Source organism: Streptomyces sp. NPDC093089 (assembly GCF_044754405.1).
GTDB lineage: Bacteria > Actinomycetota > Actinomycetes > Streptomycetales > Streptomycetaceae > Streptomyces.
In genome coordinates, this window is sequence record NZ_JBIVPA010000003.1 from 473,513 (window position 1) to 499,579 (window position 26,067).

At 71.2% G+C, this 26,067-nt stretch carries 21 protein-coding genes and 2 pseudogenes; 8 read left to right on the forward strand and 15 right to left on the reverse strand.

The window, feature by feature from the left end; translation table 11 throughout:
• Positions 1-128: 128 nt before the first annotated feature.
• From lanL to ACIQFX_RS09040, 4 genes and pseudogenes are all read right to left on the reverse strand, one after another.
• The gene (gene lanL, locus ACIQFX_RS09025) at positions 129-2,948 is read right to left on the reverse strand and encodes a class IV lanthionine synthetase LanL (protein WP_402460312.1); all 2,820 of its coding nucleotides are present in this window, start codon (positions 2,946-2,948) and stop codon (positions 129-131) included.
• 230 nt (positions 2,949-3,178) lie between these two features.
• Positions 3,179-3,475, reverse strand: a complete 297-nt coding sequence (locus ACIQFX_RS09030; RefSeq protein WP_402460700.1) for a hypothetical protein — start codon at positions 3,473-3,475, stop codon at positions 3,179-3,181.
• Positions 3,455-3,532 (reverse strand): annotated as a pseudogene (locus ACIQFX_RS09035) (hypothetical protein); the annotation flags it as partial. The pseudogene ACIQFX_RS09035 and the gene ACIQFX_RS09030, both read right to left, overlap by 21 nt.
• A gap of 12 nt (positions 3,533-3,544) precedes the next feature.
• Positions 3,545-3,703 (reverse strand): hypothetical protein, encoded by a 159-nt coding sequence (locus tag ACIQFX_RS09040; protein WP_402460314.1) that lies wholly within the window; start codon positions 3,701-3,703, stop codon positions 3,545-3,547.
• 15 nt (positions 3,704-3,718) lie between these two features.
• On the opposite strand from ACIQFX_RS09040, the gene ACIQFX_RS09045 reads away from it, so the two are divergent.
• A complete protein-coding gene (locus ACIQFX_RS09045; RefSeq protein ID WP_402460315.1) occupies positions 3,719-4,270 on the forward strand; it encodes an SDR family oxidoreductase in 552 nt (183 codons plus the stop codon).
• 305 nt (positions 4,271-4,575) lie between these two features.
• Here the strand turns inward: ACIQFX_RS09045 and ACIQFX_RS09050 are convergent.
• A pseudogene (locus ACIQFX_RS09050) lies at positions 4,576-4,663 on the reverse strand.
• Positions 4,664-4,698: 35 nt separating this feature from the next.
• Positions 4,699-5,433: a hypothetical protein gene (locus tag ACIQFX_RS09055; protein ID WP_402460316.1), complete on the reverse strand. Its 735-nt coding sequence runs from the start codon at positions 5,431-5,433 to the stop codon at positions 4,699-4,701.
• A 331-nt stretch (positions 5,434-5,764) separates the two neighbouring features.
• Here ACIQFX_RS09055 and ACIQFX_RS09060 point away from each other — a divergent pair, with 331 nt between their 5' ends.
• Positions 5,765-6,061 (forward strand): hypothetical protein, encoded by a 297-nt coding sequence (locus ACIQFX_RS09060; protein ID WP_402460702.1) that lies wholly within the window; start codon positions 5,765-5,767, stop codon positions 6,059-6,061.
• A 53-nt stretch (positions 6,062-6,114) separates the two neighbouring features.
• On the opposite strand, the gene ACIQFX_RS09065 is transcribed toward ACIQFX_RS09060, so the two are convergent.
• The gene (locus ACIQFX_RS09065; RefSeq protein ID WP_402460318.1) at positions 6,115-7,836 is read right to left on the reverse strand and encodes a CAP domain-containing protein; all 1,722 of its coding nucleotides are present in this window, start codon (positions 7,834-7,836) and stop codon (positions 6,115-6,117) included.
• 345 nt (positions 7,837-8,181) lie between these two features.
• On the opposite strand from ACIQFX_RS09065, the gene fabV reads away from it, so the two are divergent.
• Positions 8,182-9,390: an enoyl-[acyl-carrier-protein] reductase FabV gene (gene fabV, locus ACIQFX_RS09070; RefSeq protein ID WP_402460319.1), complete on the forward strand. Its 1,209-nt coding sequence runs from the start codon at positions 8,182-8,184 to the stop codon at positions 9,388-9,390.
• Between the two features lie 163 nt (positions 9,391-9,553).
• Here the strand turns inward: fabV and ACIQFX_RS09075 are convergent, their stop codons facing one another.
• Entirely contained in the window at positions 9,554-10,174 is a 621-nt protein-coding gene (locus ACIQFX_RS09075; protein ID WP_402460321.1) for a phosphoribosylanthranilate isomerase, read from the reverse strand.
• A gap of 147 nt (positions 10,175-10,321) precedes the next feature.
• On the opposite strand from ACIQFX_RS09075, the gene ACIQFX_RS09080 reads away from it, so the two are divergent.
• Both ACIQFX_RS09080 and ACIQFX_RS09085 read left to right on the forward strand, forming a co-directional pair.
• Positions 10,322-11,929: an acyltransferase gene (locus tag ACIQFX_RS09080; RefSeq protein ID WP_402460322.1), complete on the forward strand. Its 1,608-nt coding sequence runs from the start codon at positions 10,322-10,324 to the stop codon at positions 11,927-11,929.
• Positions 11,929-12,528 (forward strand): hypothetical protein, encoded by a 600-nt coding sequence (locus ACIQFX_RS09085; RefSeq protein WP_402460324.1) that lies wholly within the window; start codon positions 11,929-11,931, stop codon positions 12,526-12,528. The genes ACIQFX_RS09080 and ACIQFX_RS09085 overlap by 1 nt, the downstream gene beginning before the upstream one ends.
• A 33-nt stretch (positions 12,529-12,561) precedes the next feature.
• Here ACIQFX_RS09085 and ACIQFX_RS09090 read toward each other — a convergent pair whose 3' ends face one another.
• From ACIQFX_RS09090 to ACIQFX_RS09100, 3 genes are all read right to left on the reverse strand, one after another.
• The gene (locus ACIQFX_RS09090) at positions 12,562-13,947 is read right to left on the reverse strand and encodes a WD40 repeat domain-containing protein (protein WP_402460325.1); all 1,386 of its coding nucleotides are present in this window, start codon (positions 13,945-13,947) and stop codon (positions 12,562-12,564) included.
• Positions 13,948-14,668: 721 nt separating this feature from the next.
• Positions 14,669-15,190: a hypothetical protein gene (locus ACIQFX_RS09095; protein WP_402460326.1), complete on the reverse strand. Its 522-nt coding sequence runs from the start codon at positions 15,188-15,190 to the stop codon at positions 14,669-14,671.
• Between the two features lie 44 nt (positions 15,191-15,234).
• Positions 15,235-16,683, reverse strand: coding sequence for a TerD family protein (locus ACIQFX_RS09100; RefSeq protein ID WP_402460328.1), 1,449 nt, complete (start codon positions 16,681-16,683; stop codon positions 15,235-15,237).
• A 430-nt stretch (positions 16,684-17,113) separates the two neighbouring features.
• Between ACIQFX_RS09100 and ACIQFX_RS09105 the strand changes: the two genes are divergently transcribed.
• Both ACIQFX_RS09105 and ACIQFX_RS09110 read left to right on the forward strand, forming a co-directional pair.
• Positions 17,114-19,009 carry a ricin-type beta-trefoil lectin domain protein gene (locus ACIQFX_RS09105; protein WP_402460330.1) on the forward strand — a complete coding sequence of 632 codons (1,896 nt, stop codon included), beginning with the start codon at positions 17,114-17,116 and terminating at the stop codon, positions 19,007-19,009.
• An 83-nt stretch (positions 19,010-19,092) separates the two neighbouring features.
• Positions 19,093-22,185 carry a glycoside hydrolase family 3 protein gene (locus tag ACIQFX_RS09110; RefSeq protein ID WP_402460332.1) on the forward strand — a complete coding sequence of 1,031 codons (3,093 nt, stop codon included), beginning with the start codon at positions 19,093-19,095 and terminating at the stop codon, positions 22,183-22,185.
• A 77-nt stretch (positions 22,186-22,262) separates the two neighbouring features.
• On the opposite strand, the gene ACIQFX_RS09115 is transcribed toward ACIQFX_RS09110, so the two are convergent.
• From ACIQFX_RS09115 to ACIQFX_RS09130, 4 genes are all read right to left on the reverse strand, one after another.
• The gene (locus tag ACIQFX_RS09115) at positions 22,263-22,820 is read right to left on the reverse strand and encodes a GNAT family N-acetyltransferase (RefSeq protein ID WP_402460334.1); all 558 of its coding nucleotides are present in this window, start codon (positions 22,818-22,820) and stop codon (positions 22,263-22,265) included.
• A 243-nt stretch (positions 22,821-23,063) separates the two neighbouring features.
• Complete coding sequence (locus tag ACIQFX_RS09120) at positions 23,064-23,462, reverse strand: NTP pyrophosphohydrolase (protein WP_402460336.1); 399 nt, start codon at positions 23,460-23,462, stop codon at positions 23,064-23,066.
• 66 nt (positions 23,463-23,528) lie between these two features.
• Positions 23,529-24,149 carry a hypothetical protein gene (locus ACIQFX_RS09125; protein WP_402460338.1) on the reverse strand — a complete coding sequence of 207 codons (621 nt, stop codon included), beginning with the start codon at positions 24,147-24,149 and terminating at the stop codon, positions 23,529-23,531.
• Positions 24,150-24,372: 223 nt separating this feature from the next.
• Positions 24,373-24,912, reverse strand: coding sequence for an SMI1/KNR4 family protein (locus tag ACIQFX_RS09130; RefSeq protein WP_402460339.1), 540 nt, complete (start codon positions 24,910-24,912; stop codon positions 24,373-24,375).
• 285 nt (positions 24,913-25,197) lie between these two features.
• On the opposite strand from ACIQFX_RS09130, the gene ACIQFX_RS09135 reads away from it, so the two are divergent.
• Positions 25,198-25,938 (forward strand): class I SAM-dependent DNA methyltransferase, encoded by a 741-nt coding sequence (locus tag ACIQFX_RS09135; RefSeq protein ID WP_402460341.1) that lies wholly within the window; start codon positions 25,198-25,200, stop codon positions 25,936-25,938.
• Positions 25,939-26,067: the final 129 nt, after the last annotated feature.

Consider the following 26,067-nt stretch of genomic DNA (forward strand, 5'->3'; position numbering starts at 1 on the left):
GGTCGAGGGGACGCGTCCGCGGGGTGAGGAGCGGAATTCCGGTGCGGACGTGTCGTTCCAGCGGGCAGGGACGTGCCGTACCCGTGGAGGTTCGGTGCGGGAGGCACCGGGGGAGGGCCCTTGCGGGCTCAGGAGGGCGGCTGGACCGTCCAGTGCCGGGAGGTCCCGGGATGGCGGAGCCGCAGGAGGAAGGCGAGGATTCCGGCGGAGCCGTCGCTCCAGCTGGTCGACACGTCCCCGTACTCGTTGGGGAAGACCACCTGGCCGTGACGGTCGGTCTTCTCGCAGACGACGAGACGGGCCAGGTCCCCGGCCATCGAGCGGTAGACGGGATCACCGGTCGCGTCGGCCATGTCGAGGAGGAAGTCGCCATTGCCCGCGAGACCGTGGCACTGGGTGAGAGGGGCGCGCGAGGCGCGTTCGACGACGGCACGGGTACTGCGGCGGGCGAGGTCACCGAACCGGTCGTCCCCGGTCGCCTGCCACAGCCGGACGAGGAAGCCGCCGATGCCCGCCGCACCGTGGCACCAGTACGGGGCCGTCGGCACGTCCCCGGCCTGAGCCGGCCACTGCGCCGCCTCACCGGACAGCACGGCACTGGTCACCAGGTCCTCGCCCACCCGCATGACCAGGTCCCTGTGCGCGGGTCGCAGCGAGAGGGCCGCCGCGCCGAGGAGGAAGCAGCCGATACCGGCCGTCCCGTGGGCGAAGCCGAGATACCGCTTGCCTTCCCCGGCGGATTCGGACCCCGAGGAGTCTCCTCCCGGCGGGCCACCCCCCGAAGGGGAGCCCTGCGGCGAACCGGACTCCGGCGCGCCGGCCTGCCCGGGAACCGCCCAGCCCACGCCGTCCGGCCCGTGCCGCACGGCCGCGGCCAACCGATCGGCCGCCTCGACGGCTCGCTCCGCCCACCGCGCGTCCCCCGTGCGCTGCCACAGATGGAGCGCGGCCAGCCCGCTCCCCGCGGAGCCATGGGTGATGTCGTGATGGGGCGTCGCCTGCTGCGGCGCCAGCGCCAGGGCCAAGGCCCGCTCCGTCAACGCGCGGTCGTCGATCGCACGGCCCGCGTCGTACAGCGCCCAGGCCGTACCGCGACCGCCGAAGTGCAGTCCCGGCCGAGTCGAGCGGGTGTCGACGCGCTCCGCGATCCAGCGGCCCGCCGTGGAGATCACCTCGGGCAGCCGCGCGTCGCCCGTGACCTCGAAGTACCGCGTCAGGACGGCCAGCACGCCGGCCGCGCCCTGCTGGACGGTGCAGGGGTCGCTCTCCCCGGCCATCGTCGACACGGGCCACAGCCGCCGGTCGTCGGCCGGAGTCATCGAGCCGATCAGGTGCTCCACGATCCCGGCCACGACGTCAGGCCCCACTGCCTCGGAGCCCGCGGGATCCTGCGCCGCGGCGGTCTGTGCCGCCGCGTCCCGAGCCACTTCATCGCGTGCCCCGTTCTTCGGCGCGGGGCGGGTGAAGGCGCGTGGAGTCCGCCGTCCGTGCGTCGCCGTCCGCAGGGCCTCGCGCGCTCGGGCGGGCTCCCACCGCTCGGTGGGATCGTCCTTCATCAGCCCGAGGATCGCCTCCGCCACGCCGTCCGGCAGATCCAGCGGCCCGGCACAGGCCGCGAGCCATGCGGCGAGCCGCTGCTCGGCGGCCTCGCCGACGGGCTCCTCCGGCAGGAGGTTCGGCACCTTCCCGGCCAGGACGAAGCACACCGTGGCACCGAGGCTGTAGTAGTCGGCCGTGGCGGACACGGGCGCGTCGGCGAGGCGCTCGGGGGCGCTGAAACCGGGGGTCCCGACACGGGTCGGCAGGGCGGAGTCATCGGAGTGGACGGCGAGTTCGAGGTCGATGAGGCGGAGTTCGCCGTCGGGACGGACCATGACGTTCGCCGGCGTGAAGTCCCTCAGCACGCAGCCGCGGGCGTGCGCCGCCTCGACCAGGTCCACCAGCCGCGCGGCCTGGACGAGCGCGTCGGCGCGGTAGCGTTCGAATCCGGCGTCGCGGAAGTGCTCGGCCACCCAGGTGCGGAGCGTCACGCCCGGGATCTCGTCCTGGGCGAGGAACAGGTGCCCGGCGTGCTCGAACACCGCCAGCGGCTCCGGAGCCAGTCCCCAGCCCTTCAGCTTCTCCAGCATGCGGGCCTCGGCCCGCAGCCAGTCCCGCACGTCCGACCCGGAGGAGTCGGCCTCCACGTGGGGCCGGGCCTCCTTGATGACCACGCGGGAGCCCGTACGGACATCGCTGCCCCGGTACACACCGCCCTTGTTCGTGTGCCGGATGGCCTCCTCCACCGCGAACCTGCCGCCGAGCACCACCTTGCCCTTGCCCGCCTCGCGGGTACGGGACGGAGCGGGCGTCGAGGCGGGGAACGGAGAGACGGCCCAGGGAGGCGGCGCGTACTGACCCGTCCTCTTGTCCTCCACGGGATTGCCGTCCGGGTCCTCGATGAACCACACCAGCAGGCCGTCGTCCGACAGCCGCCGCCGGCCGACGAACGACCCGTAGCGGTAATGCACGAGGCTGTGCACGGCGTACGGCTGGTCCGACAGGATCCGCGGCCCGGCCATCCCCGCCGTCACCTCGTGCAGCTGCTGGGCGAGAGCGGCCGCCTCGGCATCGGAACACGGGTAGACGGTGATGAACTTCCCCGAGCTTCCCCGGGGCGTGCCACGGGAGTTGAGCGCACTGACCTGCTCCAGGGACCGGGCGAACTTGAACCCCGAACCGCCTCGCAGCAGCACCCCCAGGGCCTTGTCGAGCACCGCCGGCGCGGACGCGGTCGTCGCCGACACATGTAACTTCCAGCCCTGCTGGCGTCGCGTCCCGGACCCGGTGGCCGCCACCCGGCACCACATCTCGTCCGCCTCGGCGGTCCAGCGCTCACCCGTCCCCGTGGCCTGCAGCGCCCGGCGCAGAAGGCCTTCCAGTTCGACATCCCTGATGTGGCTCGTCATCGTGTGTCCCTCTCAACGGCGAGTACCGCTGGCGAGTAGGTGCCCAGGGGCATAACCACATCAACACACCTCCTGTCATATTCACCGGATTCAGCGAGCGCAGGGAGTGCATCACCCCTCCCATGGCGCGCCCGGCGCACCACGCGCCGCGCCCGGCGCAAACCGGGGCGCCCGCGCACACACGCACAGCTCACCTGGTCAGCAGGGAAGACGTCCCCGTTCGGGTGCGCCTACGCCCCGGTTCCGACGGCGACGGCGACGGCGAAGGCGCCGCTGGAGTACGGCGCCAGGTTCCGGCGGGGCGCGGGCAGCGCGTCGAAGCCGGTGAGGACCGTACGTGCCAGCCGGTTGGAGGCCAGTACATCGCTGCGTCGGCCGAGGACGAACGCGGGCACGTGGTCGAGCGTCTGCAGCATCAGGTGCAGCCCGGGTCGTACCCGCTGGGGCCCCGCCGGCGCACGGCGGCCCGGCGCGGGCCGGGCGAACAGGTCGGTCAGTTGCTCACGCTCGGAGGGGTCGAGACGCAGCGCGTCGGCGAGGGCCTGGACGACCTCGGGGGAGGGGTTCTGCGCCCGGCCCTGTTCGAGGCGGGCGTACTACTCGGTGCTGACCCAGGCCAGCCTCGCGACCTCGTCACGACGCAGCCCGGGCACCCGGCGCACCCGGCCGTCCTCGGGCAGCCCCGCCTGCCCGGGTGTCACCCGGGCGCGGCGGGTACGCAGGAAATCGGCGAGCTCGCGACCACGGTCATCCATGTTCCCCAGTGTGCCGTGCGCGCGGCGGCGGACCGGGGTGCGGCCGAATTCGGCGGCGCCGACCTGCTGTTCAACAACGCGGGCGTCGTGCTGCCCGCACCCGTCGAGGAGCTGGCCGCCGACCAGTGGCAGCACCAGATCGACCTGAACATCACCGGCCTGATGAACGCCATCGGCGCCTTCACTCCGAAACTGGTCGAGGCGACCGGCGAGCGAGGCGTCGCGGACCTCGTCGACACCTCGTCGATCGCTGCCCGGAACATCTTCCCGAACTTCGCCGTCCACTCCGCGACCAAGGCGTACGTCACCCACCTCTCCCGCCACCTGCGGGCCGAGCTGGGTTCCAAGAACGTCCGCGTGTCGGCGATCGAACCGGGCATCGTCACCACCGAGCTCCAGAGCCACGCCACCGACGAAGGCGCCCTCGCGTGGCTGGAGGGGTCCAAGGAGTCCATGGAGTGGCTCACTCCCGCCGACATCGCGCGCACCGTCGCCTTCACCGCGAGCCTCCCGCCGCGCGTGAACCTCCAGCAGGTCACCGTCATGCCCACCGGGCAGCCGAGCTGACGCACCCTTCCTCACGTGGGAAAAGGGAGCGGGTCCGAGGGCGTAGCCTGCCCCCGGACCCTGTCGATGCCGCTCACAATCACACGCCGGCACAGTTGAGGACCCGGGTCATTCGTCATTGCGTCGCGTCCTGCCATTGGACCACCGCCGATCGAGCTCGGCGGACCAGATTCGAACTGGCATTTCGACGCACCTGGGCCCGGGCCCGGTCGATCCGGCGATGAGCGGCGCATGCTGAGTCTGGAGCAATAGTCTGAGATTGACCGCGGTCTGCCTCTGCCTGGTTGGGCCATCCCGGCACGAAGTGCCGGGAGGAGGACTCGAACCTCCACTGGAACCGCGGATGTCACGACAAGGCTCAGCTTCAGCTTTGCGCTCCTCGCGCACCCCGGCCGTGTTCTGTGGCCGGGGAGTTCATGGTGTCCCCGCTACCCGAAGAGGTAGCCGAAGACGGCGTCGCCGACCCGCTGGTCGGTGACCTCGGCACTGTTCGCCTCCTCACGGGCGAACTTCACCGCCTGCTGCAGCTTCTCCACCCGCGCCAGCAGCTCGTTGACCCGGCGGGCCGGCAGCGCACCCGAGAACTTCACCGTCGTCCAGTACCCGACCGGAACGTCCTCGTAGTAGACCTCGACCTGCGCCGGATGCTTGTCCGTCGCCTCCGCCTTCACGTGGTTCCGCGGCACCTTCTTCGTGCGCACCGTGCGCACGACCTCCGTCTTCCACGCGTCGGTCGACGGATCCTGCGTCCACGATTCGGAGGCATCCAGCACCGGAAGCTTGCGGACGAACGTGCTCACGTCCGTCAACTGCTTCTCCAGGAACAGCAGATAGGCGACGGGCACCTGCCCCACGAGCACACGCCCGTCCACCACGACGTCCGCGCGCGCCTCACAGTTCGCCCAGTCCTTGGTGGCCGTCACATCGAACAGGCGCGTCAACGCCCGTGCGGTGTCCCGCAGTACGTCCTCGGCCTTCACCTGCACCAGCGTCGACTCGGGCGGCAGCTGCTCGCCCTCCTCGCCCTTCGGCTGGTACGTGCGCGAGATGCCGGCGAGCAACGCGGGCTTCTGCAGGCCGTGATGAGCTGCCGTCAGGTCCTGGTGCGCCCGAGACTTGACGCCCTTCTCCACTGCGATGATCTGATTGAGTTTCGTTGCCACGCAGCCGACCCTAGACCGGGGCACCGCAGTCGATCGACCTATTTTCCACCTGCCGGATCATCCTCCGCGGAAGCCCGCCCCCGCCGCGCCTGCCGCCGTCGCCACGCACCTCACCGTCCACCGCACCACCACCGTCACGGCCGACGGCGCCACCGATGGCACCACCACCGTCACGGCCGACGGCGCCACCGATGGCACCACCACCAACAGCACCACCACCAACAGCACCACCACCAACAGCGCCGCCGACGGACGCCTCGGCCCGCCTGGGGAAGGGCCTCGGCCGCCTCGCCCGACCTGCGATGTCAGTGGCGGCTGGAAAGCTGGAGGAATGAACGGCGATGAGCAACTGCTGCGCGGCCGGGTGTACGGCCACGACCACGACGACCCCGACCCGGGCCCGGTCCCCGGGCAGAGCTACGCCGTCCTCATGGGCGGGCCTCTGGACGGCCTGCTCCTCGACGTCACGGGCTGGCGGCCCGAGGAGGTCGAGGACGGCGCGGCACTGGCCACCGAGCTGGGGCAGTGGCCCGGCGGACGCTCGCTGTACGACCCACGCCCCGGCGAACCCCGTACTCCCGGACCCGGCATCGTGTGCCGCTTCCACCATTCGGGCGACACGCCCTGACGTGCGGTGCGCACCGCACGTCAGGCAGGCTCCGGGGGCGACGTGCCCGGAGGTCAGCGGGCGCCGAAGACCTGCGTCCAGTAAGGGCCGCCCGAGCTGTGAATCCCGACGCCGATCTCCTTGAAGTCGCAGTTCAGGATGTTCGCCCGGTGGCCCGAGCTGTTCATCCAGGCGTCCATCACCTGCTCCGGGGTCTGCTGCCCCATCGCGATGTTCTCGCCGTACGTCGACCACGGGTAGCCGGCGGCCGTCACACGGTCCCCGGGGCCCTTTCCGTCGGGGTTCGTGTGGTCGAAGAAGTCCCGCGCGGCCATGTCGTCGGAGTGCCCCTGGGCGGCCTTCGTCAGCGTCGCGTTGGCGGTCAGCGGCCCGCAGCCGGCCTTGGCCCGCTCGGCATTGACCAGCGCGATCACCTGGTCCGCCGCCGAGGACTGGCCGGTGTCCTGTCCCCCACCACCCCCGCTGCCGGTGTCCGTCCCGCCCGTGGGCTTGGCGCTCTTCGACGGCGCGGGCTTCGTCGCGGCCGGGGTCGTGGGGCGCCGCGTCGCCGGCGCGGTGGTCGGACGGGCGCTCTTGCTGGGCGTGGCCTTCTTGGGGGCGCCCGGGGTCGCGGTGGCGGACGCCGACGCGGAGGCCGAAGGCGACGCGGAGGTCGTGGACGGCGAGGCCGTCAGCGTGCCCGGTTCGTTCGCCAGGGGAAGGTCGAGGTCCGGGGCAGCCGCCCGGTTCGCCTCCAGCCGGTCCTCCCCGTCACTCCCCGACTGCAGCGAGAAGGCCCCCGCGGTCACCGCGGCGACGGCGATCCCTGCCGCGACGGCGGCCCGCCGACGCGTACGGTCGTCGGCCTGCTTGCGCCGCCTCCGAGCCGCACGGGTTCCACGCGCTCCGGCCGCCACGCCCCCGGCGCCCCGCTCCGCGTGAGCGAAGGAATCGACGTCCTGGGGAACCAGTACGAAGGCCTCGGTGACATCAAGGGCATCAGGGGTGCCAACGGAATAAGCGGCATAGCCTGCACTACTCGCATTGACGGTATCGCCGATATTTGCGGCATCGGCGGCACCGTGGGTGGTCGGCACCCCGATCGGACCCGCTGACAGGCCGTGGGCGGGCGCACCCGTGAAGCCTCCGGTGGCGCAAGGACCGCACTGCAGGGTGTGCCGGGCCAGCTGGTCACGCCAGAGCGCGCCCGGCCGCCCGTCCCAGGCGGCCGCCTCCCGGTCCAGGACGGGGCAGCGGGGTTCCCGCGTCAGCGCCGCGGTCACGGACCGGGCCGCGTCCACACGCCCGCGTACGGCGTCCATCCGCATCTCGGTGTCATACGGGGACCAGCTGAGCGCGGCAGCCGTCTCGAACCTGCTCAGGCACCCCTCCTGCTCCAACGACCACAGCGCCGCCATCAGCGCGTCCTCGACGTCCAGCCACGGAAGCGCCTCCGCGAAACCGCCCCCCGACGCGGCGGCGACACCCGGATGCACCTGCACGGCGGCCGCGTGGGCGAGCGTGCTCTCCACCGCGACCGCCACGATCCACGGACGCAAGCCCTCAGCGGACACCACACCTCCCAGCCCGTACTCGACGCGCCCCAGCGTCTCCCGCACCACGCCCCGCACGGCCCCCTCCGCGCCGGCCCTGCCCTCCAGCGCGCGAGCCGCCAGCGCCTGGACGAGCGGCTGGTAAGCGGCGGCGAGCTGCTCCCGCACCCAGGGCGCGCCCCACTGCGCCCCCCGTATCAGGTCCGCATCCGTCAGCTGCTCAAAACCCGTGGTCCGCTGCACGCTGTCCGTCCTTCACTTGCCTGGTGGAGTTCCTTGCACAGGGGAGAGCCTCGGTCAGGCACGCCGATAACGGAAAGGTGAAAACCGGAGTCGTGACGTGAGTCACAAGGGCCCCTGGTGGCTCTGATCAGGACAAATGCGACGTGGGGCAGGGGCCGTGCGCCGTGCGCTCGGGCCGCGCCGTCGAACCGGTGCTGCCTAGTGGGAACCCTCCAAGCGCGGTACGGCATCGTTGTGCCGGTCAAGATCACTACGCTCATCCGTACGACCGCAGACTGGCAGGGCGCGGTGGCCCGAGCGGGCGCCGCGTTCTCGCCGTTGCGACGACACAGGGGACACCTCACCGTGAACGAACGCGTCATCGAGCCCAAGAGCAGGGGTTTCCTGTTCCTCGACTCCCACCCCGGCGGCTGCCGGAAGCTGGTGGACGACATGTGGCAGGCCGTGCCCGCACCGGTCGAGGCCGGCGGGGAGGGGCCCGTGGCGCTGGTCATCGGCTCGTCCGCCGGATACGGCCTGGCGGCGACGATCGCGGGTCTCGCCCGCGTCGGCATCCGGGGCATCGGTGTGTGCTTCGAGAAGGCGCCCGCGCGGCGGACCGGCACGGCCGGGTGGTACCGGACCGCCGCGACCGCTCGGCTCGCGGAGGAGCACGGGCGGGACATCGTCTTCCTCAACGGGGACGCGTTCGGCGACGCGATGAAGGAGGAGGTCGCGGACCTGCTCGTCGAGCGGTTCGGGGGACGGCTCGACTACCTGATCTACTCGGTGGCCGCACCGCGCCGTACCGACCCGGACACCGGTGACGTGTACGCCTCGGTCCTCAAGCCGGTCGGCTCGCCGTACACCACCAAGACGCTCGTCTTCGACCAGGACGGCGCCCCGGAGGTCAAGGAGGTCACCACCGAGCCGGCCGAGGGCGACGACACCGAGCAGACCGTGGCGGTCATGGGCGGCGCCGACTGGGAGCGCTGGATCACCTTCCTGGCGGACCGCTCCCTGCTCGCCGACGGCTTCACCACCGCGGCCCTGTCGTACATCGGCTCGCCGCTCACCGCGGCGATCTACCGCCAGGGCACCATCGGCGCCGCGAAGTCCCACCTGGAGGCCACCGCGCGCACCCTGGACGAGCGGCTCGGCAAGACCGTGGGCGGCCGGGCCGTCACGTCGGTCAACGCCGCCGCCGTCACCCAGTCCTCCACCGCCATCCCCGGCATCGCCCTGTACGTCGGCCTGCTGCGCGGCGTCCTCGGCGACGCGATGATCGCCCCGATCGGCCAGCTGGTACAGCTGTGGGACCAGCTGACCGGCGCCCGCCCCCTCGACCTCGACGACGAGGGCCGCGTCCGGCTCGACACCTGGGAACTCGACCCCACCGTGCAGGACGCCGTCGCCGCACGCTGGTCCACCGCCACCAGCGGCACCATCACCGAACTCGCCGACCTCGAATGGTTCAGCGACGAAGTCCGCCGCCTCTACGGCTTCTCCGTCCCCGGCATCGACTACACCGCCGCCGTGGAAACCGACGTCCCTTGGCCCGCCCGGACGGTCTGACCGCGCCGCGGGCCGGAATCCCGCGGGCCGGAATCCCGCGGGCCGGAATCCCGCGGGCCGGAATCCCGCGGGCCGGAATCCCGCGGGCCGGGAGCCGCCGGCCGCCGGTTCCGTACGGGATCCGGTCCGGCCGTGGGGCGGCCGAGCCGCCCCACGGCCGCGGTCAGACCGTCTGCGGGACGGCCTGCTTCGCGGCGGCGACGAACGCGCGAATCCGCTGGTGGTCCTTGACGCCCCGAGAGGACTCGACACCACTGGAGACGTCGACGCCCCACGGGCGCGCCCGGCCGATGGCCTCGCCGACGTTCTCCGGCGCGAGCCCGCCGGCGAGCAGCCACTTGCCCTCGGGGCGACCCGACTCGAGCAGCGACAGGTCCCACGGCTTGCCGGAACCCGCGTCGGGCGAGTCGAGGAGGAGCACTTCCTCGCCGTAGGAGCCGACACGAGTGTCGGGCCGGTCGTTCAGCGACGTGGCCCGCCACAACCGCGGGAAGACGTCGACCGCTGCGGCGAAGTCCTCCTCGCCGTACGCCGTGCCGTGCAACTGGAGGGCACCGAAGCCCAGCTCACCGGCGATACGGGCCGCCTCGGCGGCTGGCGTGTCGTTGACCACGAGGACGGACAGCACCTCCGGCGGCACGTGAGCGGCGAGCCGCACCGCCCGATCCCGTTCGAGCCCCCGCACGCTGGTCCGGCTGATCACCAGACCGACGGCGTCCGCGCCCGCCTCGACCGCCACATCGATGTCGTCGGTGGTCCCGAGCCCGCACACCTTGACGAACACTTGCACTCTCCTCTGCTCAACCCGGCGCTGCACCCCGACCCTACTCACCGCCGGCCCCCGCTGAACGCCCGATGACGCGGAGGGAATCACCTGGCGACCCCTGCATGCCGTATGCGATATCCGTATGCGGGTTGCTAGGTTTGCCTCATGATGGGTACGGAGGAGCTCCTCAGGCTCACGGTGTCCGCGCTGATGTCGCGGACGGGGGAGCGGCAGCAGGATCTTGCCGCGGCGCTCGGGCAGTCCCAAGCGCAGGTGTCGCGCAAGCAGCGCGGACAGCAGCACTGGTCGTTGGAGGACATCGACCTGCTCGCCGCCCACTACCGCCTACAGGTCCTCGACCTCCTGGCCGGACCCACACACGCGGTAGGCGTTCTGCACGGCGCGGTGTCCGGCCTGCGCCCGTCCGGCGAACCGGCCGCCATGACGGCGCCGGTGCCGTCACCCCTCGCGCCCGCGGAACCGGAACCGGAGCTTGAGCAGGAGCAGGAGCAGGAGCAGGAGCAGGAGCCGGAGCCTCAACCTCAGCTTCAGCCCCGACCCGAGCCGCACCCCCAGCCCCAGCCTCCACGTCACCCCCAGCCGTGCGTGCTCTGCGGCCAGCCCGCCCTTGACGACATCGACGGCTATCCCCAACACCTCGACCCCGCCGAGTGCGCGGCCGCCATCGCCGCCGCGAGCGCGCCCCAGCCCGCCCCCATCCCCACCCAAACCACCGACCCCGCTCCCGAACCCGTCCCCACCCCTGCCCCCACCCCCGATCGCGCCCCCACCCCCACATCCCGCCCGACCACCCCCGGATACGCCTCCGCCACCCTGGTGGATCAGATCGCCGACCGGGTCCAGGAAGTCCTCGACGAGCACGCCGGTGACGTCGACGCCGCGCAGGCCGCGCTGATCAAGTCCGCGATCCCGGACGTGATGGCTCTGCTGAAGGTTTCGAGGGTCGGCGGTCGCTACGAGCATTCCGAATTCCCGCCGACGCAGGAAATCCTCCGGAAGAAGTCCCAGAAGGGTGCGGACGAGATCTGGGAGGGGCGCCCGAAATGGCGCAATACCGAGCTCCTGACCGCGGCGAAGCGGGGTGAGCGGATCGAGGTGACGGCGCTCGACATGAATGCCGCGTATCTGTCGGCGCTCAAGGCGTGGTTGCCGATCGGTCAGCTCCGGGAGGACACCAGTGGGGTCCACGACCCGAAGAAGGCCGGCGTGCACCTCGTCACCCCGGCCCCGTGGGACCATGCGGACCTGCCGAACCCGCTGGGGAACCGTGTTGAGCCGGGTGAGTTGTGGGTGAGCGAGTCCACGCTCCGGCTGCTGCTCGACTGCGCCCGGCAGGGCCTGGCCGACGCCCCCGTGATGCACCGCTCGCTCGTCTCGGGGGCTTCGGAAGGGCTGCTGGAAAAGCTGCGGCGTGCCCTGGCGGAAACGCGGAAGACGGCTCTCGCCGAGGGCGACGAACTGACCGTGGCCTATGTGAAGGCCATGTACTCCAAATTCGTGTCCACCATCGGCGAGTCCAGCGCGAACCGTGAAATCCGCCGACCGGACTGGATGCACATCATCCGGGCGAAGGCGTTCGCCAATCTCTGGATGAAGGCCAACAAGGCCCGCAAGGCCGGACTCCAGGTCGTGGAGATCTCGGGAACGGACGAACTCCACGTCGTGGGCGACTGGCGTGCGGTGTTCCCGGAGGGCCGGGATCTGAACGAGGTCAAGGAGAAGTCGACTTACGTGCTCGGAGGCAAGCGCTGATGACCGGATCTCCCGACCTGTGGTCCCGCTGGGGCGAGTGGCAGAAGGCGGATGCCCGCGGACTGAAGGGCGGCGAGGCCCTGATCCTGGAGCTCAACAGAGTCGTCCACGCCTCCGGCATCGTCTCGCCCGTCACCTCGAAGCGCGGCCTCGCCGCCCGACTGCGCTACCTCGACAGCCCGGCCGGCCGCTCCGCACTGTCCGAGCAGGGCGTCACGTCCCGCACCCTGCGGTCCTGGACCCGCGGCAAGGCCGTCCCGTCGACGGCCAGCCGGGAGCGGATCGACGCCGCCTACTGGGAGCGGCGCCGCGAGAACCTGATCAAATCCGGCTGGCTGACACGCCATCTGGACAACGACGGCCGGGGCAGCCGCATGGAGATCTACCCCGTCGACCAGAGCCGCGTCGAAGCCAGGTACCAGCGCCCCAACATCAGCCAGCGGTCCATCACGGTCCGGTACATCTGGAGCGACCTCGTCGACGCCTGGGCCACCCGCAACCAGAGCCTGATCGACGAGATCTGGGACGACGTCATCTCCGACCTCGACTCCGACTACGCCGCCTACGCCTACGTCTCCGCCATCGGCATCAGCGCCTGACCTCCGAGGCGCCTGACCTCCGAGGCGACTGACTCAGCAGATGTCGCGGTACCCCACATCCGGAATGTAGGAGGCCCATTCGTCGCGGGTCAGGGCGCCGAAGCGCGTGCACAGGTCGTCGGCCAGGCGCTCGGGGTCGAGGGACTGGGTACGCGGGCGCGTGCTGCTCCCCTGGACGTGCAGGGACCGGCCGTCCGCCGAGAAGGCGAGGCTTCGCACGTGGTCCCCGCTCGTGGGAAGAGGCGAGCCGATCGCGGTGCGCGTCGGGACGTCCCACAGTCGGACGCCGCCCGCGCGGGTCCCGGCGGCGAGGGTGCGGCCGTCCGGGGAGAACGCGAGCGCGGTGACCGCGACCGGGCTGCCGTCGGGCCCTTCCGGTTCCCCGGCGACCAGGACGCCCCGCGGGGACTTCATGGCGCCGTCGTACAGCAGGATCCGGCCCGACCCGTCGGCGACGGCGAGCACGTCGCCGACGCCGCTGTACGCCATGGCCTCCCCGATGTCCCGCTCCGTGTGGTCGCGCAGCAGCCGGCCCGTGCCCAGGTCGAGGACCGTCCCGTCGTTGAGGGCCAGCAGAGGCAGGAGGGGGCGGAGCGCCATGCGCGTCGCGACGCCGCCCTCCCGGAACGGCGTGATCCTCCTGGAACGCGTGAGGTCCCAGGCTTCCGGCGAGAGGACGCCGTACACCACGGGAACTCCCCGCGCGTTCGCCACCGCGGGCGCGCCGGGCGGCTCCTGGCCCCGACGCAGCGGTACGTCGGCCGCCGGTCGGCGGGCGTCCACGTCCCAGACGGCGACGCGGGGATTCGCCGTGCCCCTCGCCGTGCCGTCGTCGTCGACGGGGAGCGGAACAGGCGTGAAGGCGAAGAACCGGCCGCCCGGACTGAACGCCGCAACGGAACCGGGCGTCCGGCCGGGAACGTGACCCACCCTCGGAGTCGTACCGAGCAGGCGGCCGGACCCCGCGTCCCGCAGTTCGTAGGAGACCTCGCCGCCCCTGCTCCGGGGCACCGCCCGCACCCGCCCGGTGGGGCTGAGCAGGGACGGTGGGTGCTTGACGCCGTCCCGAGGCGCACCGAGGACGTCACGCGCGTTCACGGTGCGCACGGTGCGCCCTCCCGCACCCAGGTAGCGGATGGCTCCGGCGGCGGCGTCGACCCGCACGCTGTACGGCTTGTCCTGAGGGGGCAGGGGCAGATGCAGCGGCATCGTGCCGTCCCACCCGTCGTACCGCGCCGGACGGTCCGACGCGCCGGGGGAGTTGCGCCACAGCACGAGCCGGTCGTTCGTGACGCCCACGACGAACCGGGAGTCGGCGCTGAAGGACACCTCGGTGAGGCCCCGCTGCGCCAGCTCGTCCATCGTGTCGCCGGTGACGGTGTCGATGCGCTCCACCCCCTGCTCGCGCAGGGCCGTCAACGTCCTGCCGTCCGGACTGAAGCGCAGGGACCCGGCCGGCAGGTGGGACGGATGGCCTCGCGAGGAACGTCGAGCGCCCTGAGGGGAACCCGCCTGCCACTGGGGACACGCCAGATCTCGACCCTGACACCCGTTCCGCAGCGGGCCACCAGGCTGCCGTCACGACTCAGGGCGACCGCGCCGTCACCGATCTGCGCGCCCCCCAGCGTCAGCAGCGGCCGCTTGCCGGACTGGTCCCACACCTCCGCGTGGCCCTCCATCGCCAGGACGACCCGGCGACCCTCCTCGGACAGGGAGATGCCCCGGACGAGGTGCGCCACGCGCACGGGAAGCGTCCGACGCGTCCCGGCCGCCCGTCGTGGCTTGCGTCGCATCATTTCCCCACTGCATCGCGGTCGTATCCAGCGTAGTCACGGGCGCGTGTGGGATCTCCTCCTTTACCACTGGCGCAACAAGGCCTGGCGCGTGATGGGTTCACTTCGTGAAGCCTGAACTCTGCAACCCTGAACCCACCGCAGAGGAGAGCTTTCTCCTGGCTGCCGTCCTCACCCTGTGCGCGCTGGTTGTCCGACGGGTCGATTGACTCGCCGAGGGGTGAATCGTTCCGCTTGACGTGGGGCGTGGTGATCTTTCCGATGTCGAGTGGGCACAGCTGGAACCGCACCTGCCGACGAACGTCGAGCGAGGCGGACGTCGGCACTGCCACCGGCACGTGATCGACTCAGTCGTCGGCCGCGACGAGGAGAGTGACCCGTCCAGCTGAGCGGTCGATGAGCACGAACTCGTGGAAGTGCTCGTGCACACGCCCCCAGTCATGAATGGCCTCATCCCCCAGCCCGCTCAGGCAGTAGATGTGGTCGGCCGCCGCCAAGCGGTCGAACACCTCCTGCTGCAGATCCGCCTCCAGCTCGGCGGGCAAGTCCCCGAACTGGTTCACCCACCCCGACAGGACGTACGCGCTCCTCTCCCGGCTGATGGCTTCGTAGACGTCGGGGGTGACCAGCCTCAGCCAATACGGGCCGTGCCTGGACCCCTCCGACAGGACTCCACCGCCCGCGTAGTCGTCCCGGAACTGTTCATGCCCGATGAGCGCCGAGAGCAGTTCCTGAGCTTGGCCGGACTCAGCTGGGAACCGCAGATGCTTGAGGTCGACCCACCTGTAGCCGTGTGACCTCGGGGCCCGGAACTTGTAGTTCCGGAAATTGACGAAGGTACTGGCCTCATAGGTGAGCAGGTTCTCCATGGCGCCACAGCTTAGGAGTCTCCTGTGGGCCCATCGGACAGGATCTAGGCGAGAGGCAGCGGTTCGAGGGTGAGTTCCCAGTGGTGGCGGCTCTTGTCGATGGCGAGGAAGAGAGGGCCGTCGGGGATGTGGACCTTTTCCTTGACGCGGCGGCCGTTCCAGGCGTGGACGAGCTGTTCGGTGGGGCGGCGGAGGTCGTCGGGGGTGTCGCCCTGGTACTGGTTCAGTTGGAACCAGCCGCTGTGGGGGTCCTTGGCGCGGACCTCCAGGTCGGCGGCGGTGCCCGTGTGGACGAAGATCTCGCGGCCGCTGCCCTGGATGGTTCCGGGGCCGATGGGGAGGGCGGTGGTCAGGGGGAGGACGGTGAGTTCCCAGGTCCCGGAATGACGCACCCTCAGCTTGAGGGGGCCGCCCTTGCGCGGAGGATTGAGCAGGGCACGGCCGTAGTGGTCGGGCAGGTCGTTGCAGAAGACGTCCGTGGAGCGGCCGACGATCTGGACGGCGAGGAAGTTGTACTGCCGCCCGACCCGGGCTTCGAGGATCACCGGTGCCGAGTCCTGGGGGAACGGCAGGGCCACCGTGACCGTCTTCTCTCCCTTGCCGCTGAAGACGAGCGGCTCGAAGTGGAAGAGGCCTGCGCCCCAGGAGGGCGCGGTGCCCGGGGCGGCGGCCGGGGCGGTGATGGGCGAAGTCTGCTGTTCGGGCACTGCTACGGGCACGGCTCCGGGCACCGCATGGGGTACGGGGACGCCCGCCCCGGGCAGAACAGGGCTCGCCACGGCCGGCGCAGGTAGGGGCACAGATCCGGGTACGGCCCCGGGCACAGGCTTCGCCGTCGGGGGCGCGGTCGCCCCTCCTGGCACCGCCCCCGACTTGCCGACCCCGTGCAGCGCCGCAGGTCCCGACGCCGGCGGTGTCACCGCAGCAGTGGCCGGGAGCGGCGGTGTCGCCATCGGCGCTTCTGCCACCACGACCCCGAAGTCCGTCGCGAGCCCCGCCAGGCCGGAGTCGTAGCCCTGGCCGACCGCGCGGAACTTCCAAGCGCCGTCGCGTCGGTAGAACTCCCCGAGGACGAAGGCGGTCTCGCTGGTGGCGTCCGTGATGTCGTAGTGGGTGAGGATGGTGCCGTCGGTGGCGGTGACCTGGGCGTACAGGCCGGGCACCTGTCCGAAGGTGCCGTCGTCGCAGGAGCCGGCGACGAGGACGCGCTGGACGGCCGGTTCGATGCGGGGGAGGTCCAGTTCCAGCCACTCGGCGAGCTGGCCGGAGCCTTCGCCGGTGCCGACGTGGCGGACGGTGCCGGACGGGTGGGCGGGCTGGCCGTGGAAGACGATGTCGGCGTCGCCGCGCACCGTGCCGGTCGCGTCGAGCAGTACGGCGGAGGCTTCGACGGCCGGCACGCCGGGTGCCTGCTGCCGGCCCACGGCGATCCGGAGCGGGGCCGTCGGGACGGGGGCGTTGGCGCCTTTGGCGAGGTGCGTCATGGGGGTCATGGTGGCAGTGGAGGCGGTGTGAAGAAAAGATCTTCGCGACCGAGGTGAGTGTTTCGGTGGTAATCGCACCACAGGATCACACCTCACCCCACCTCACCCCACCTCACCCCACCTCACCCCACCTCACCTCACCTCCCCCGTTGGGGCAGTGCAATCGAGTGGCCCCCGTCGGCCCTGAGGGGCCGGGGGAGTCGCTCCCGTCGCCCCCGTCGACCCGCCGTCTCCCTGTCCCCGCGCCGTGAACCATCGGTCAATGTTCAGGAGTTGAGCGCATGAGGGGTTGACTGGGGTCTCCCGCCTCCATAACTTCACACCTTGATGTAAGCCTTGCCGCCGTGCGGTGCGGGCGGCGGTCCGGGTTCGTCGGTCCGCGGTGCCGACGCGGGGCGGTCCACAGCGAAGGGGCTGTCAGGTGCATTACAGTTCTTGGTTGTCCGAGCGGGGCGGCGGGGCGCGGCGCCGACGACTCGCCGCACTGGTGAGCGGCGCGCTGCTCGCGAGCGGTCTGGTCATGACCGGTCCCGGCGTCGCGCAGGCGGCGGGCGAGCGGGTCGACGTGTGGCTGACCAGCACGTCCGACGCGGGAGGCCGTACGGTGACGCGGGGGCTCGCCCCGCAGCCGGCGACCGCCTTCGGGCCCGCCGGTGGCAGCGCGGGCCACACGGTCAGCGTCGACGAGGGCACCACGTACCAGCAGTTCGAGGGCGGTGGAGCGTCCCTCACGGACACCACCGCGCACCTCCTGCGGGGTGGAGCGGTGAGCGCCGCCACCCGAGACGACGTGATGCGCAAGCTGTTCTCGCCGACGGAGGGCATCGGACTGTCCTTCGTCCGCAACCCGATCGGCGCCTCCGACCTCTCCAGGCCGGGGAACGTCTCGCTCGACGACACCTGTTGCGACCTCTCCGACTTCGGAGCGAACGGGTACGACACGAACGTGCGGCTGCTCACCACCCAGGCGAAGCAGCTCAACCCGGCCATGCGGGTGAAGGGCGTGCCGTGGAGCGCCCCCGGGTGGATGAAGGACAACGGCCGGATGGACCAGATGGGCTGGCTGAAGTGGGAGTACTACCCGCTGTACGCCCAGTACCTGGTCAAGTACATCCAGAGCTACCAGGCGGCCGGGGTCAAGGTGGACTACCTCTCCGTCCAGAACGAGCCGAACTGCTGTCAGGCGGGCAATCCCACGGCCATGAACTATCCGGGCATGAGCTGGAACCCCGCCGGGCTGGTCGAGTTCACGAAGAACCACGTCTACCCGGCCTTCCGGGCCGCGGGCATCACGACCAAGGTCCTCGTGCACGACTGGAACTACGGCGACTACGCGAACTTCGGCGCGGCGATCCTCGCCGACGCCGGCGTGCGCAACGATCCTTTGTTCGGAGGGATCGCCTGGCACGGCTACGCCGGTGACCCGGCCGTCGGCAGCCAGGTCCACACCCAGTACCCGTCCGTGCGTCAGTTCAGCACCGAGCACTCCGGCGGTACGTGGATCACGAACCAGCACAACGAGGACCTGAAGGACATCGTCAGCTACGCCCGCAACTGGAGCAGCAGCCTGGTGAAGTGGAGCCTGGCACTGGACCAGAACATGGGTCCGCACAACGGCGGCTGCGGCACCTGCACCGGACTGGTCACCGTCCAGAACGGCGGCGCGCGCGCCGGAGAGGTCGACTACACGATCGAGTACTACACGACCGGACACCTCACGAAGTTCGTCCGGCCCGGCGCGTACCGCATCGCGTCGACCGACGACGCCGGCCTCCCGAACGTGGCCTGGCGCAACCCCGACGGCTCGAAGGCCCTCATCGCCCACAACGGCGGCGCCTCGGCCCAGTCCCTGCGCGTCGACTGGGGCGGCCAGTCCTTCACATACACCCTGCCCGCCCGTACCACCGCCACCTTCACCTGGTCGGGCGCGACCGGCGGCACCGCGCCCACCGGCCCGATGACCGGCCTGGCCGGCAAGTGCCTCGACGTCGCCGGCGCGGCCAGTGCGGACGGCACCCCGGTCCAGCTCTACACCTGCAACGGAACCGCGGCCCAGCGCTGGACCCTCGCCGCCGACGGCACCGTCCGGGCCTTCGGGAAGTGCCTCGACGTCACCGCCGCCGGAACCGCCGACGGTACGAAGGTGCAGCTCTACACCTGCAACGGGACCGGCGCACAACGCTGGACGTACGACCCCGGGACACACGACGTCGTCAACACGGCGGCTAACAAGTGTCTGGACGTCACGGGCAACTCCTCGGCCGACGGCACCCGCGCCCAGATCTGGACCTGCACGGGCGGCGCCAACCAGAAGTGGACCCACCAGCCGTCCTGAACCAGCCGCCCCCTCCCACCGAGCCAGCCACGCCTCCCACCGAGCCAGCCACCCCTCCCGCACCGCACCTCCGAGGAGCCCGCATGCCGCACCCGCGCCACCGAAGAAGGGCGAGCGCCGCCGCGCTCGCCGCCACCGCAGTCCTCGCCGGACTGCTCGCCGGAGCCGTGCCCAGCGCCGCCGCGCCCGCCGCCGACGGAGACCCGGCGCCCCGGGCCGTCGACCGCTTCGAAGGCGAGGTCCCCTTCGAGGGACCGCCCGCCGAAGGCCTCTTCACCTGGGGCAGCGACACCGACGACCACCCCGCCCTCACCCTCACCGAGCGCGCCGACGCCCCCGAGGGCGCGAAGGTCCTCGAAGGCAGCTACGACATCAGCGGCTGGGGCGGATTCACCCACGACTTCGCCTTCGACCGGCCCGCCCAGGACTGGACCGCCCACAAGGGCATCCGCTTCTGGTGGTACGGCCAGAACACCGCCCCGCTGCCCCCGGGCTCCGGAAAGCGGATCAACTTCGAGATCAAGGACGGGGGAGCGAACGGCGAGGCGTCCGAGCTGTGGACGACGTCCTTCACCGACGACTGGGAAGGCTGGCACCTCGTCGAGATCCCCTTCTCCGCGTTCCAGTACCGCGCCGACTACCAGCCGGTCGGCGGCATCGACCAGGTCCTCGGCCTCGACCGCATGTGGGGGTACGCGCTCACGCTGCCGACCGGCGCGCCCGGCCGCTTCGCCCTCGACGGCGTCGAGCTGTACGGCAAGGCCGAGCCCGCCCTGAACACCCGGGTCGTCACTGGCGCCGTGGTCCACCCCGTCGCCGAGGGAGGCACCGCCCGGATCGACATCTCCGTGGCGACCACCGGCTCCACGCCGACCGGCGAGCCCGTCACTGTCTCCTACGCGAGCGACGACAGCGGCCCCGCCGAACCGGGCAAGGACTACACGCCGATCTCCGGGACCGTGGAGTTCCCCGCCGGGACGCCGTCCGGCACCATCCGCTCGATCACCCTGACGACCTTGAAGGACAAGGCCGGCGAAGAGGCCGAGACGATCCCGGTCAAGCTGACCGTCGACGGCGCGAAGGCACCCGCCGAGACACCGGCCGTCGTCGTCAACGCCCACGGACTGCCCTACCTCGACAAGCGCCTGCCGGTGAAGAAGCGCGTCGCGGACCTCCTCTCCCGGATGACGCTCCAGGAGAAGGCCGGCCAGATGACCCAGGCCGAACGCAACGCGCTCCGCTCGCCCGGCGACATCGCCGGCTACGGCCTGGGCTCCCTGCTCTCCGGCGGCGGCTCCGTCCCCACCCCCAACACGCCCGAGGCATGGGCCCGCATGGTCGACGCGTACCAGCTGCGCGCCCAGGCCACCCGGCTGCAGATCCCGCTGATCTACGGCGTGGACGCCGTCCACGGCCACAACAACGTCGTCGGATCGACGATCATGCCGCACAACATCGGCATCGGCGCCGGACGCGACCCCGGCCTCGCCGCCCGCACCGCAGCCGTCACCGCGAAGGAGGTCCGGGCCACCGGCGTCCCCTGGGACTTCGCGCCCTGCCTGTGCGTGACCCGCGACGAACGCTGGGGCCGCTCCTACGAGGCCTTCGGCGAGGACCCGGCACTCGTCACCGCCATGGAGACCGTGATCGACGGGATGCAGGGCGCACCCGACGGACGGGACCTCGACCGCAACGACAAGGTCCTGGCCACCGCCAAGCACTACGTGGGTGACGGCGGCACCGCCTTCGGCTCGTCGACCACCGGCTCGTACACGATCGACCAGGGCGTCACCCGCGTCACCCGCGAGGAACTGGAAGCCGTCCACCTCGCCCCGTTCACCGAGGCCGTGAAGCGAGGCGTGGGCACGGTCATGCCCTCGTACTCCTCGCTCGACATCCTCGGCGACGAGCAGGGTCCGGTGAAGATGCACGCCAACGCCGAGATGATCAACGACGTCCTCAAGGACCGCATGGGCTTCGAGGGCTTCGTCATCAGCGACTGGCAGGCGATCGACCAGATCCCCGGCGACTACCCGAGCGACGTCCGCACCTCCGTCAACGCCGGCCTCGACATGATCATGGTGCCGACCAACTACCAGGACTTCACCCGCACCCTCGTCGCCGAGACCGAAGCCGGCCGCGTCCCCACCGCCCGCGTCGACGACGCCGTCGCCCGCATCCTCACCCAGAAGTTCCGCCTCGGCCTCTTCGAGAAGCCCTACGCGGACCCCACCCACCTCGCGTCCGTCGGATCCCCCGAGCACCGCGCGGTCGCACGCGAAGCCGCCGCCGCCTCCCAGGTACTCCTCAAGAACGACGGCGGCGTACTGCCCCTCAAGCCCACCCAGAACGTGTACGTCGCCGGCTCCAACGCCGACGACCTCGGCAACCAGGCCGGCGGCTGGACCGTCACCTGGCAGGGCGCCTCCGGCCGCACGACCACCGGCACCACCGTCCTCGAAGCCATGCGGAAGTCCGCCGACCCCGGCACCACCCTCACCTACTCCAAGGACGCCACCGCCCCCACCACGGGACACGACGTCGGCGTCGTCGTGGTCGGCGAGAAGCCCTACGCCGAAGGCATCGGCGACGTCGGCAACGGCCACGACCTCGAACTCGGCACGGACGACAAGGCGGCCGTCGACCGGGTCTGCGCCGCCATGCCCTGCGCCGTACTCGTCGTCTCCGGCCGCCCCCAGCTCATCGGCGACCGCCTCCCCGCGATCGACGCCCTCGTGGCGTCCTGGCTGCCCGGCACGGAAGGCGACGGCGTGGCCGACGTCCTCTACGGACGCCGCCCCTTCACCGGCCAACTCCCCGTCACCTGGCCCAAGTCGGAGAACCAACTCCCTCTGAACGTCGGCGACACCCCCTACGACCCCCAGTTCCCCTACGGCTGGGGCCTCACCACCCTCCGCAGCACCCCCCAAGGCGGAGAACCGGCCCTCCGCGCCCTAGGCCTCGCCGCCCGAGCCCTCCAGACCGCCGGACACGGCGACTCCGCCGCCGCCCGCCGACTCGTCGGCCGGGCCCGCCTGATCGTCCAGAACCGCATCGGCCAGAACCTCTCGGAACCCGTGTCCAAGCCCTTCGCCGAAGCAGACCACCTGCTGCTCAGCGGTGACCCGACCGGCGCCATCACCAAGCTCACCACGGCCTTCCGCGCGGCGAGCTGACACACCCCGGCTCCACCGAACCCGGCCCCGCCGCCCGCGAGAGGGCGGCGGGGCCGGGCACGTACCCCCGGCGGCCGCTAAGACCGCTCGGCCACCGACGCCCCTCCCTCTCCTCCCACCCGCAGCAGCAACGTGTCCGACTGCCCCTCCCGCCCGACCTTGGCGAACCCTCGCGAGCGGTAGAGCCGCACAGCCCGGCTACCGTCCTCGACACTCAGACTCAGCCGCTCGACACCCAGCCGCGACGCCATGTCCACCACCGCATCCAACAGAGCGCTCCCCACACCACGCCCCCGATGCCCCGGCAGGACCCCCAAGGTCAGCTCCGGCACCCGCGGATCCACGTACCCGTAACCCGGATCCTCCGGAGGAAACCGCCTTGCCCACACAGCGCCCACCGCCGTGCCCGCCCCGTCCTCGGCCACCACACCGAAGTCCCCGGGGCGAGGCCATCCGGTGATGTAGTGCGCGAGCTGCGGGGTCCCCAGCACCTCGTCCCTGCTGAATCGCGGCCCGTCCCAGTTGAACGCCTCCATCAGCATCGCGGTCAGGAACTCGGCGTCCTGAGCCGTCGCCGGACGCAGCCGAACTCCGGCATCGGGAAGGCCCGGCCCGGTCGTGGTGCGCGTGTGCATGCGGCTTCTCCATCCAAGACGATCGAGCGATTCGACCCCTTGAGCGGCAGCCCCGCAGAGCCCGGCGCCGGGAGCCCTGAGCGCAGGTATCGGAGCGCTGGGACGGGAACTCCGTGCTCGGGAAGGGCCACGAATCCCTGCGGGTGAGCCTACGACTCGGAGGATCCCAGGGGAGGGGTACAGCCGGCCACAAGGGCGGGCAGCCGGAAGCACGCGAAAGACGTACGTACCCCCGCGAGATCCCTACGCGGGGGCCTGGGGGAGACTCCGGGGCCCCATGCACCGGGCGCCCGTCTCCTCCACCCGCCGCCGCAGCTCCCGGTCGGCCGTGATGACGAGGCAAGGACGCCCGCTCGCGCCCCGGGCCACCTCGACGATCATGTCGTCGCCACTGCCGGGAGCCTCCTCCACCCGGACACCGGGCACGGAGGCGACACCTCGCGCCCCGCCCTCGACGACCAGCACGACTTCGTACGGCCCCGGGAACGGCCCCCCGGTCGGACCTCCCGTCACGGCCAGCCGGTCACGCAGACGCTCGGCCGCCCCGCGCCGGTCCCGCCACCAGCCGTCCGGCACCGAACCCACGACATTGGCCCCGTCGACCACCAGCAGGGGACGCACGGGCCGGTCTTCAGATCTCATGACCTCAGGATGTCAGCCGGACCGCACGAAGGTCCGTCGGCCACCCGGCCCCCCATGCGTTACGCCCTATCGCCCGTCGGCGCCGCCCTCACCGCCGCCCTCGCGACCGTCCACCTCGTAGATCCGCTCGTGAAGCCGCTCCCCGGCCCAGTCCAGCCCGACCCCCAGGTCGAACCAGTACCGATCCTTCCGCGCTTCGGGCGTCGCGAGGTTCACCGCCGCCCAGGAGAACACCCCCAGGAGGACGGAACGCCCGTGCCGCGCCGTCCACACGGACAACGCGAACGGCGCGGCAAACGCCGCACGGGTGACCACCAAGACCTCCTCGGCATCCGCACGCGGACGCCCACCCGTGAGGAACCGGGGCGTTTCGAGGATCTTGATCCACTGCACCACAGCGTCTGCCGCCTGCGCCCGCAAGGACTCCTCGATGCCCTTCCGGACGGCCGCCGCAGGATCACCGCCGACCCAGCCAAGCCAATGATCAGGATCGGTGAGCTTCCCGAAGTCGTCCTGCGGCACCCCGTGACGGGGATTCTTCTCGTACTCACCCGTCAACTGCCCGCTACCATCCACCACCCACGCGCCCCGGATCGCCTCGGGCGGTACGTAGCCATCCGGGTCGTCGACATACGTCGGGTCGATCTCGGCAACGCTGCCACCGGGATTCTCCGCCGCAGCAGCCATCAGCCCCGGATCATTCGGTATGCGCTTACGCCGACTTCGCGAGCCGAAAAGCCCCACGATCCCACCCCCACAAATGCGTGCCTGGTCGATCGCGATTGTGCCGCACACGAGTGAGGCGACCGGACGAGGGGCTGGCGGGCATGGTCTTCACCACCCGGCTCTCCGAAACGGATCCGCCAGGCAACAGCTACATGCCGCGGTCCGGCCCGGTCCAGGGCTCCGGTCATTCGTCGGCGGACATCGGGAGCCGGCACAGCTGTACCGGTCCGGGGTAGAAGGTGGCGGTGCCGGGCCCGGCCATGTCTTCGCCGATGAGACAGCGATAGAGCCATTCGGCGAAGCCCACGTCGTACCGCACCCAGCCTCCTCCGCCGTCTCCCACCAGCAGCCAAGGAGCCGTACCGTCCGCGGCCACGAGGAACAGCGTCTCACCTCGGTCGGTGCTTGCGATCGGCCACGGCCCATTGCGGACGCCGAAGCCCGACTCCGGAACTCCGAACAACAGACGCGGGTCCTCGTCCGGGTCGAGCTCGTCCCAGGGCACCTCGGCCCAGGCGCCGGCCGTCTCCCGGATCCAGGAGCCCAGGTTCCAGCGGTCGGTGGCGGGGTGGTGCAAGTACAGGTGGCCGTTGATCTTGATAGGCGCGTACGCGTCGACGAGCGTCCGGTAGTCGGCCGGCAGCCGGATGCCGAGTTCTGCGTGAAGGCGATCCCAGGCGGCGGGGTCCGCGTAGCGATTCTGGGCCGCGCCGAGCATCGCCATGGTTGCGGTCAGGTAGTCGGTCGTAGCGCCCCTCGCCGGCGTGTGGTCCTTGCGACAGGATCATCCCAGCTCGGCAAAGCCCTCGATCATGCGGGCAGCGGGCAGCGGGCAGCGGGCAGCGGGCAGCGGCGACAGTGGCATTGGCAGCGGCAGGCGACGGCAGCTCGGATCCCGGGCAGAACGACACCCGGAATGATCTGACCCGACGCCCGAACCGCATGATCAGAGCCGGTGGAAGATAAATGTGTCGACAGCACCCCTCGGCGCCCGGCAAAGTGGCCGCCCGTGACGAGCAGTGAGCTGTGGACCCGTGAGACCGCCGACCGCTACGACGCCGAGGAGGCCGAGTTGTCCTCGGCCGCCGCTCTCGGGCCGACCCTCGCCTTCCTCGCAGAGCTCGCGGGAGACGGCCGGGCACTGGAGTTCGCCATCGGGACCGGGCGAGTGGGCGTCCCGCTCCGGGAGCGCGGCGTGCCGGTGGTGGGCATCGAACTGTCCGAGCACATGGCAGCCGTCCTTCGACGCAAGATCGACGAGGACGCGCTTCCGGTGACCATCGGGGACATGGCCACGACCGCCGTCCCCGGCGAGTTCACGCTGGTCTACCTCGTCTACAACACCATCACGAACCTGCTCACCCAGGACGAGCAGGTCGAGTGCTTCCGCAACGCCGCACGTCATCTGCAGCCCGGCGGCCGTTTCGTCATCGAGCTGGGCGTGCCGCCGCTGCGGTTCCTGCCACCCGGCCAGGTCGCGGTGCCGTTCGACGTGTCCGAGCAGCACCTCGGCTTCGACACCTTCGACCTCGTCGAGCAGATTCTCGTCTCGCACCACTTCACCCGCGACGGCGACGACGGCCGCTACCGCCGCGACCACTCCCGGCACCGCTATGCCTGGCCGGCAGAGCTCGACCTGATGGCACGGATCGCTGGACTCGAACTGGAACGTCGCGTCGCGGACTGGGACGGGGCGCCGTTCACCCAGGACTCCACAAAGCACATCTCCGTGTGGCGCAAGCCGACCTGAGGTCGAGCGACCAGGGCGCGTATCGAGTCGTGATCAATTTGCGGGATGCGCCTTCGTGGCACGGTCCGGTCCGATGGGCGGTCTTACGTGACGCGAGTGCAACTGACCCATCCGGATGGGGAGTTCATC

What these genes read in the sequence shown, in the direction of transcription:
- ACIQFX_RS09040 (WP_402460314.1), bottom strand. Translation starts at nt 3,703, where the DNA reads ATGGATGACCGTGGTCGCGAGCTCGCCGATTTCCTGCGTACCCGCCGC.
- ACIQFX_RS09060 (WP_402460702.1), top strand. Translation starts at nt 5,765, where the DNA reads ATGAACGGCGATGAGCAACTGCTGCGCGGCCGGGTGTACGGCCACGAC.
- ACIQFX_RS09085 (WP_402460324.1), top strand. Translation starts at nt 11,929, where the DNA reads ATGACCGGATCTCCCGACCTGTGGTCCCGCTGGGGCGAGTGGCAGAAG.
- ACIQFX_RS09100 (WP_402460328.1), bottom strand. Translation starts at nt 16,683, where the DNA reads ATGACCCCCATGACGCACCTCGCCAAAGGCGCCAACGCCCCCGTCCCG.
- ACIQFX_RS09110 (WP_402460332.1), top strand. Translation starts at nt 19,093, where the DNA reads ATGCCGCACCCGCGCCACCGAAGAAGGGCGAGCGCCGCCGCGCTCGCC.
- ACIQFX_RS09115 (WP_402460334.1), bottom strand. Translation starts at nt 22,820, where the DNA reads ATGCACACGCGCACCACGACCGGGCCGGGCCTTCCCGATGCCGGAGTT.
- ACIQFX_RS09125 (WP_402460338.1), bottom strand. Translation starts at nt 24,149, where the DNA reads ATGGCTGCTGCGGCGGAGAATCCCGGTGGCAGCGTTGCCGAGATCGAC.
- ACIQFX_RS09095 (WP_402460326.1), bottom strand. Translation starts at nt 15,190, where the DNA reads ATGGAGAACCTGCTCACCTATGAGGCCAGTACCTTCGTCAATTTCCGG.
- lanL (WP_402460312.1), bottom strand. Translation starts at nt 2,948, where the DNA reads ATGACGAGCCACATCAGGGATGTCGAACTGGAAGGCCTTCTGCGCCGG.
- ACIQFX_RS09130 (WP_402460339.1), bottom strand. Translation starts at nt 24,912, where the DNA reads ATGGCGATGCTCGGCGCGGCCCAGAATCGCTACGCGGACCCCGCCGCC.
- ACIQFX_RS09120 (WP_402460336.1), bottom strand. Translation starts at nt 23,462, where the DNA reads ATGAGATCTGAAGACCGGCCCGTGCGTCCCCTGCTGGTGGTCGACGGG.
- ACIQFX_RS09080 (WP_402460322.1), top strand. Translation starts at nt 10,322, where the DNA reads ATGATGGGTACGGAGGAGCTCCTCAGGCTCACGGTGTCCGCGCTGATG.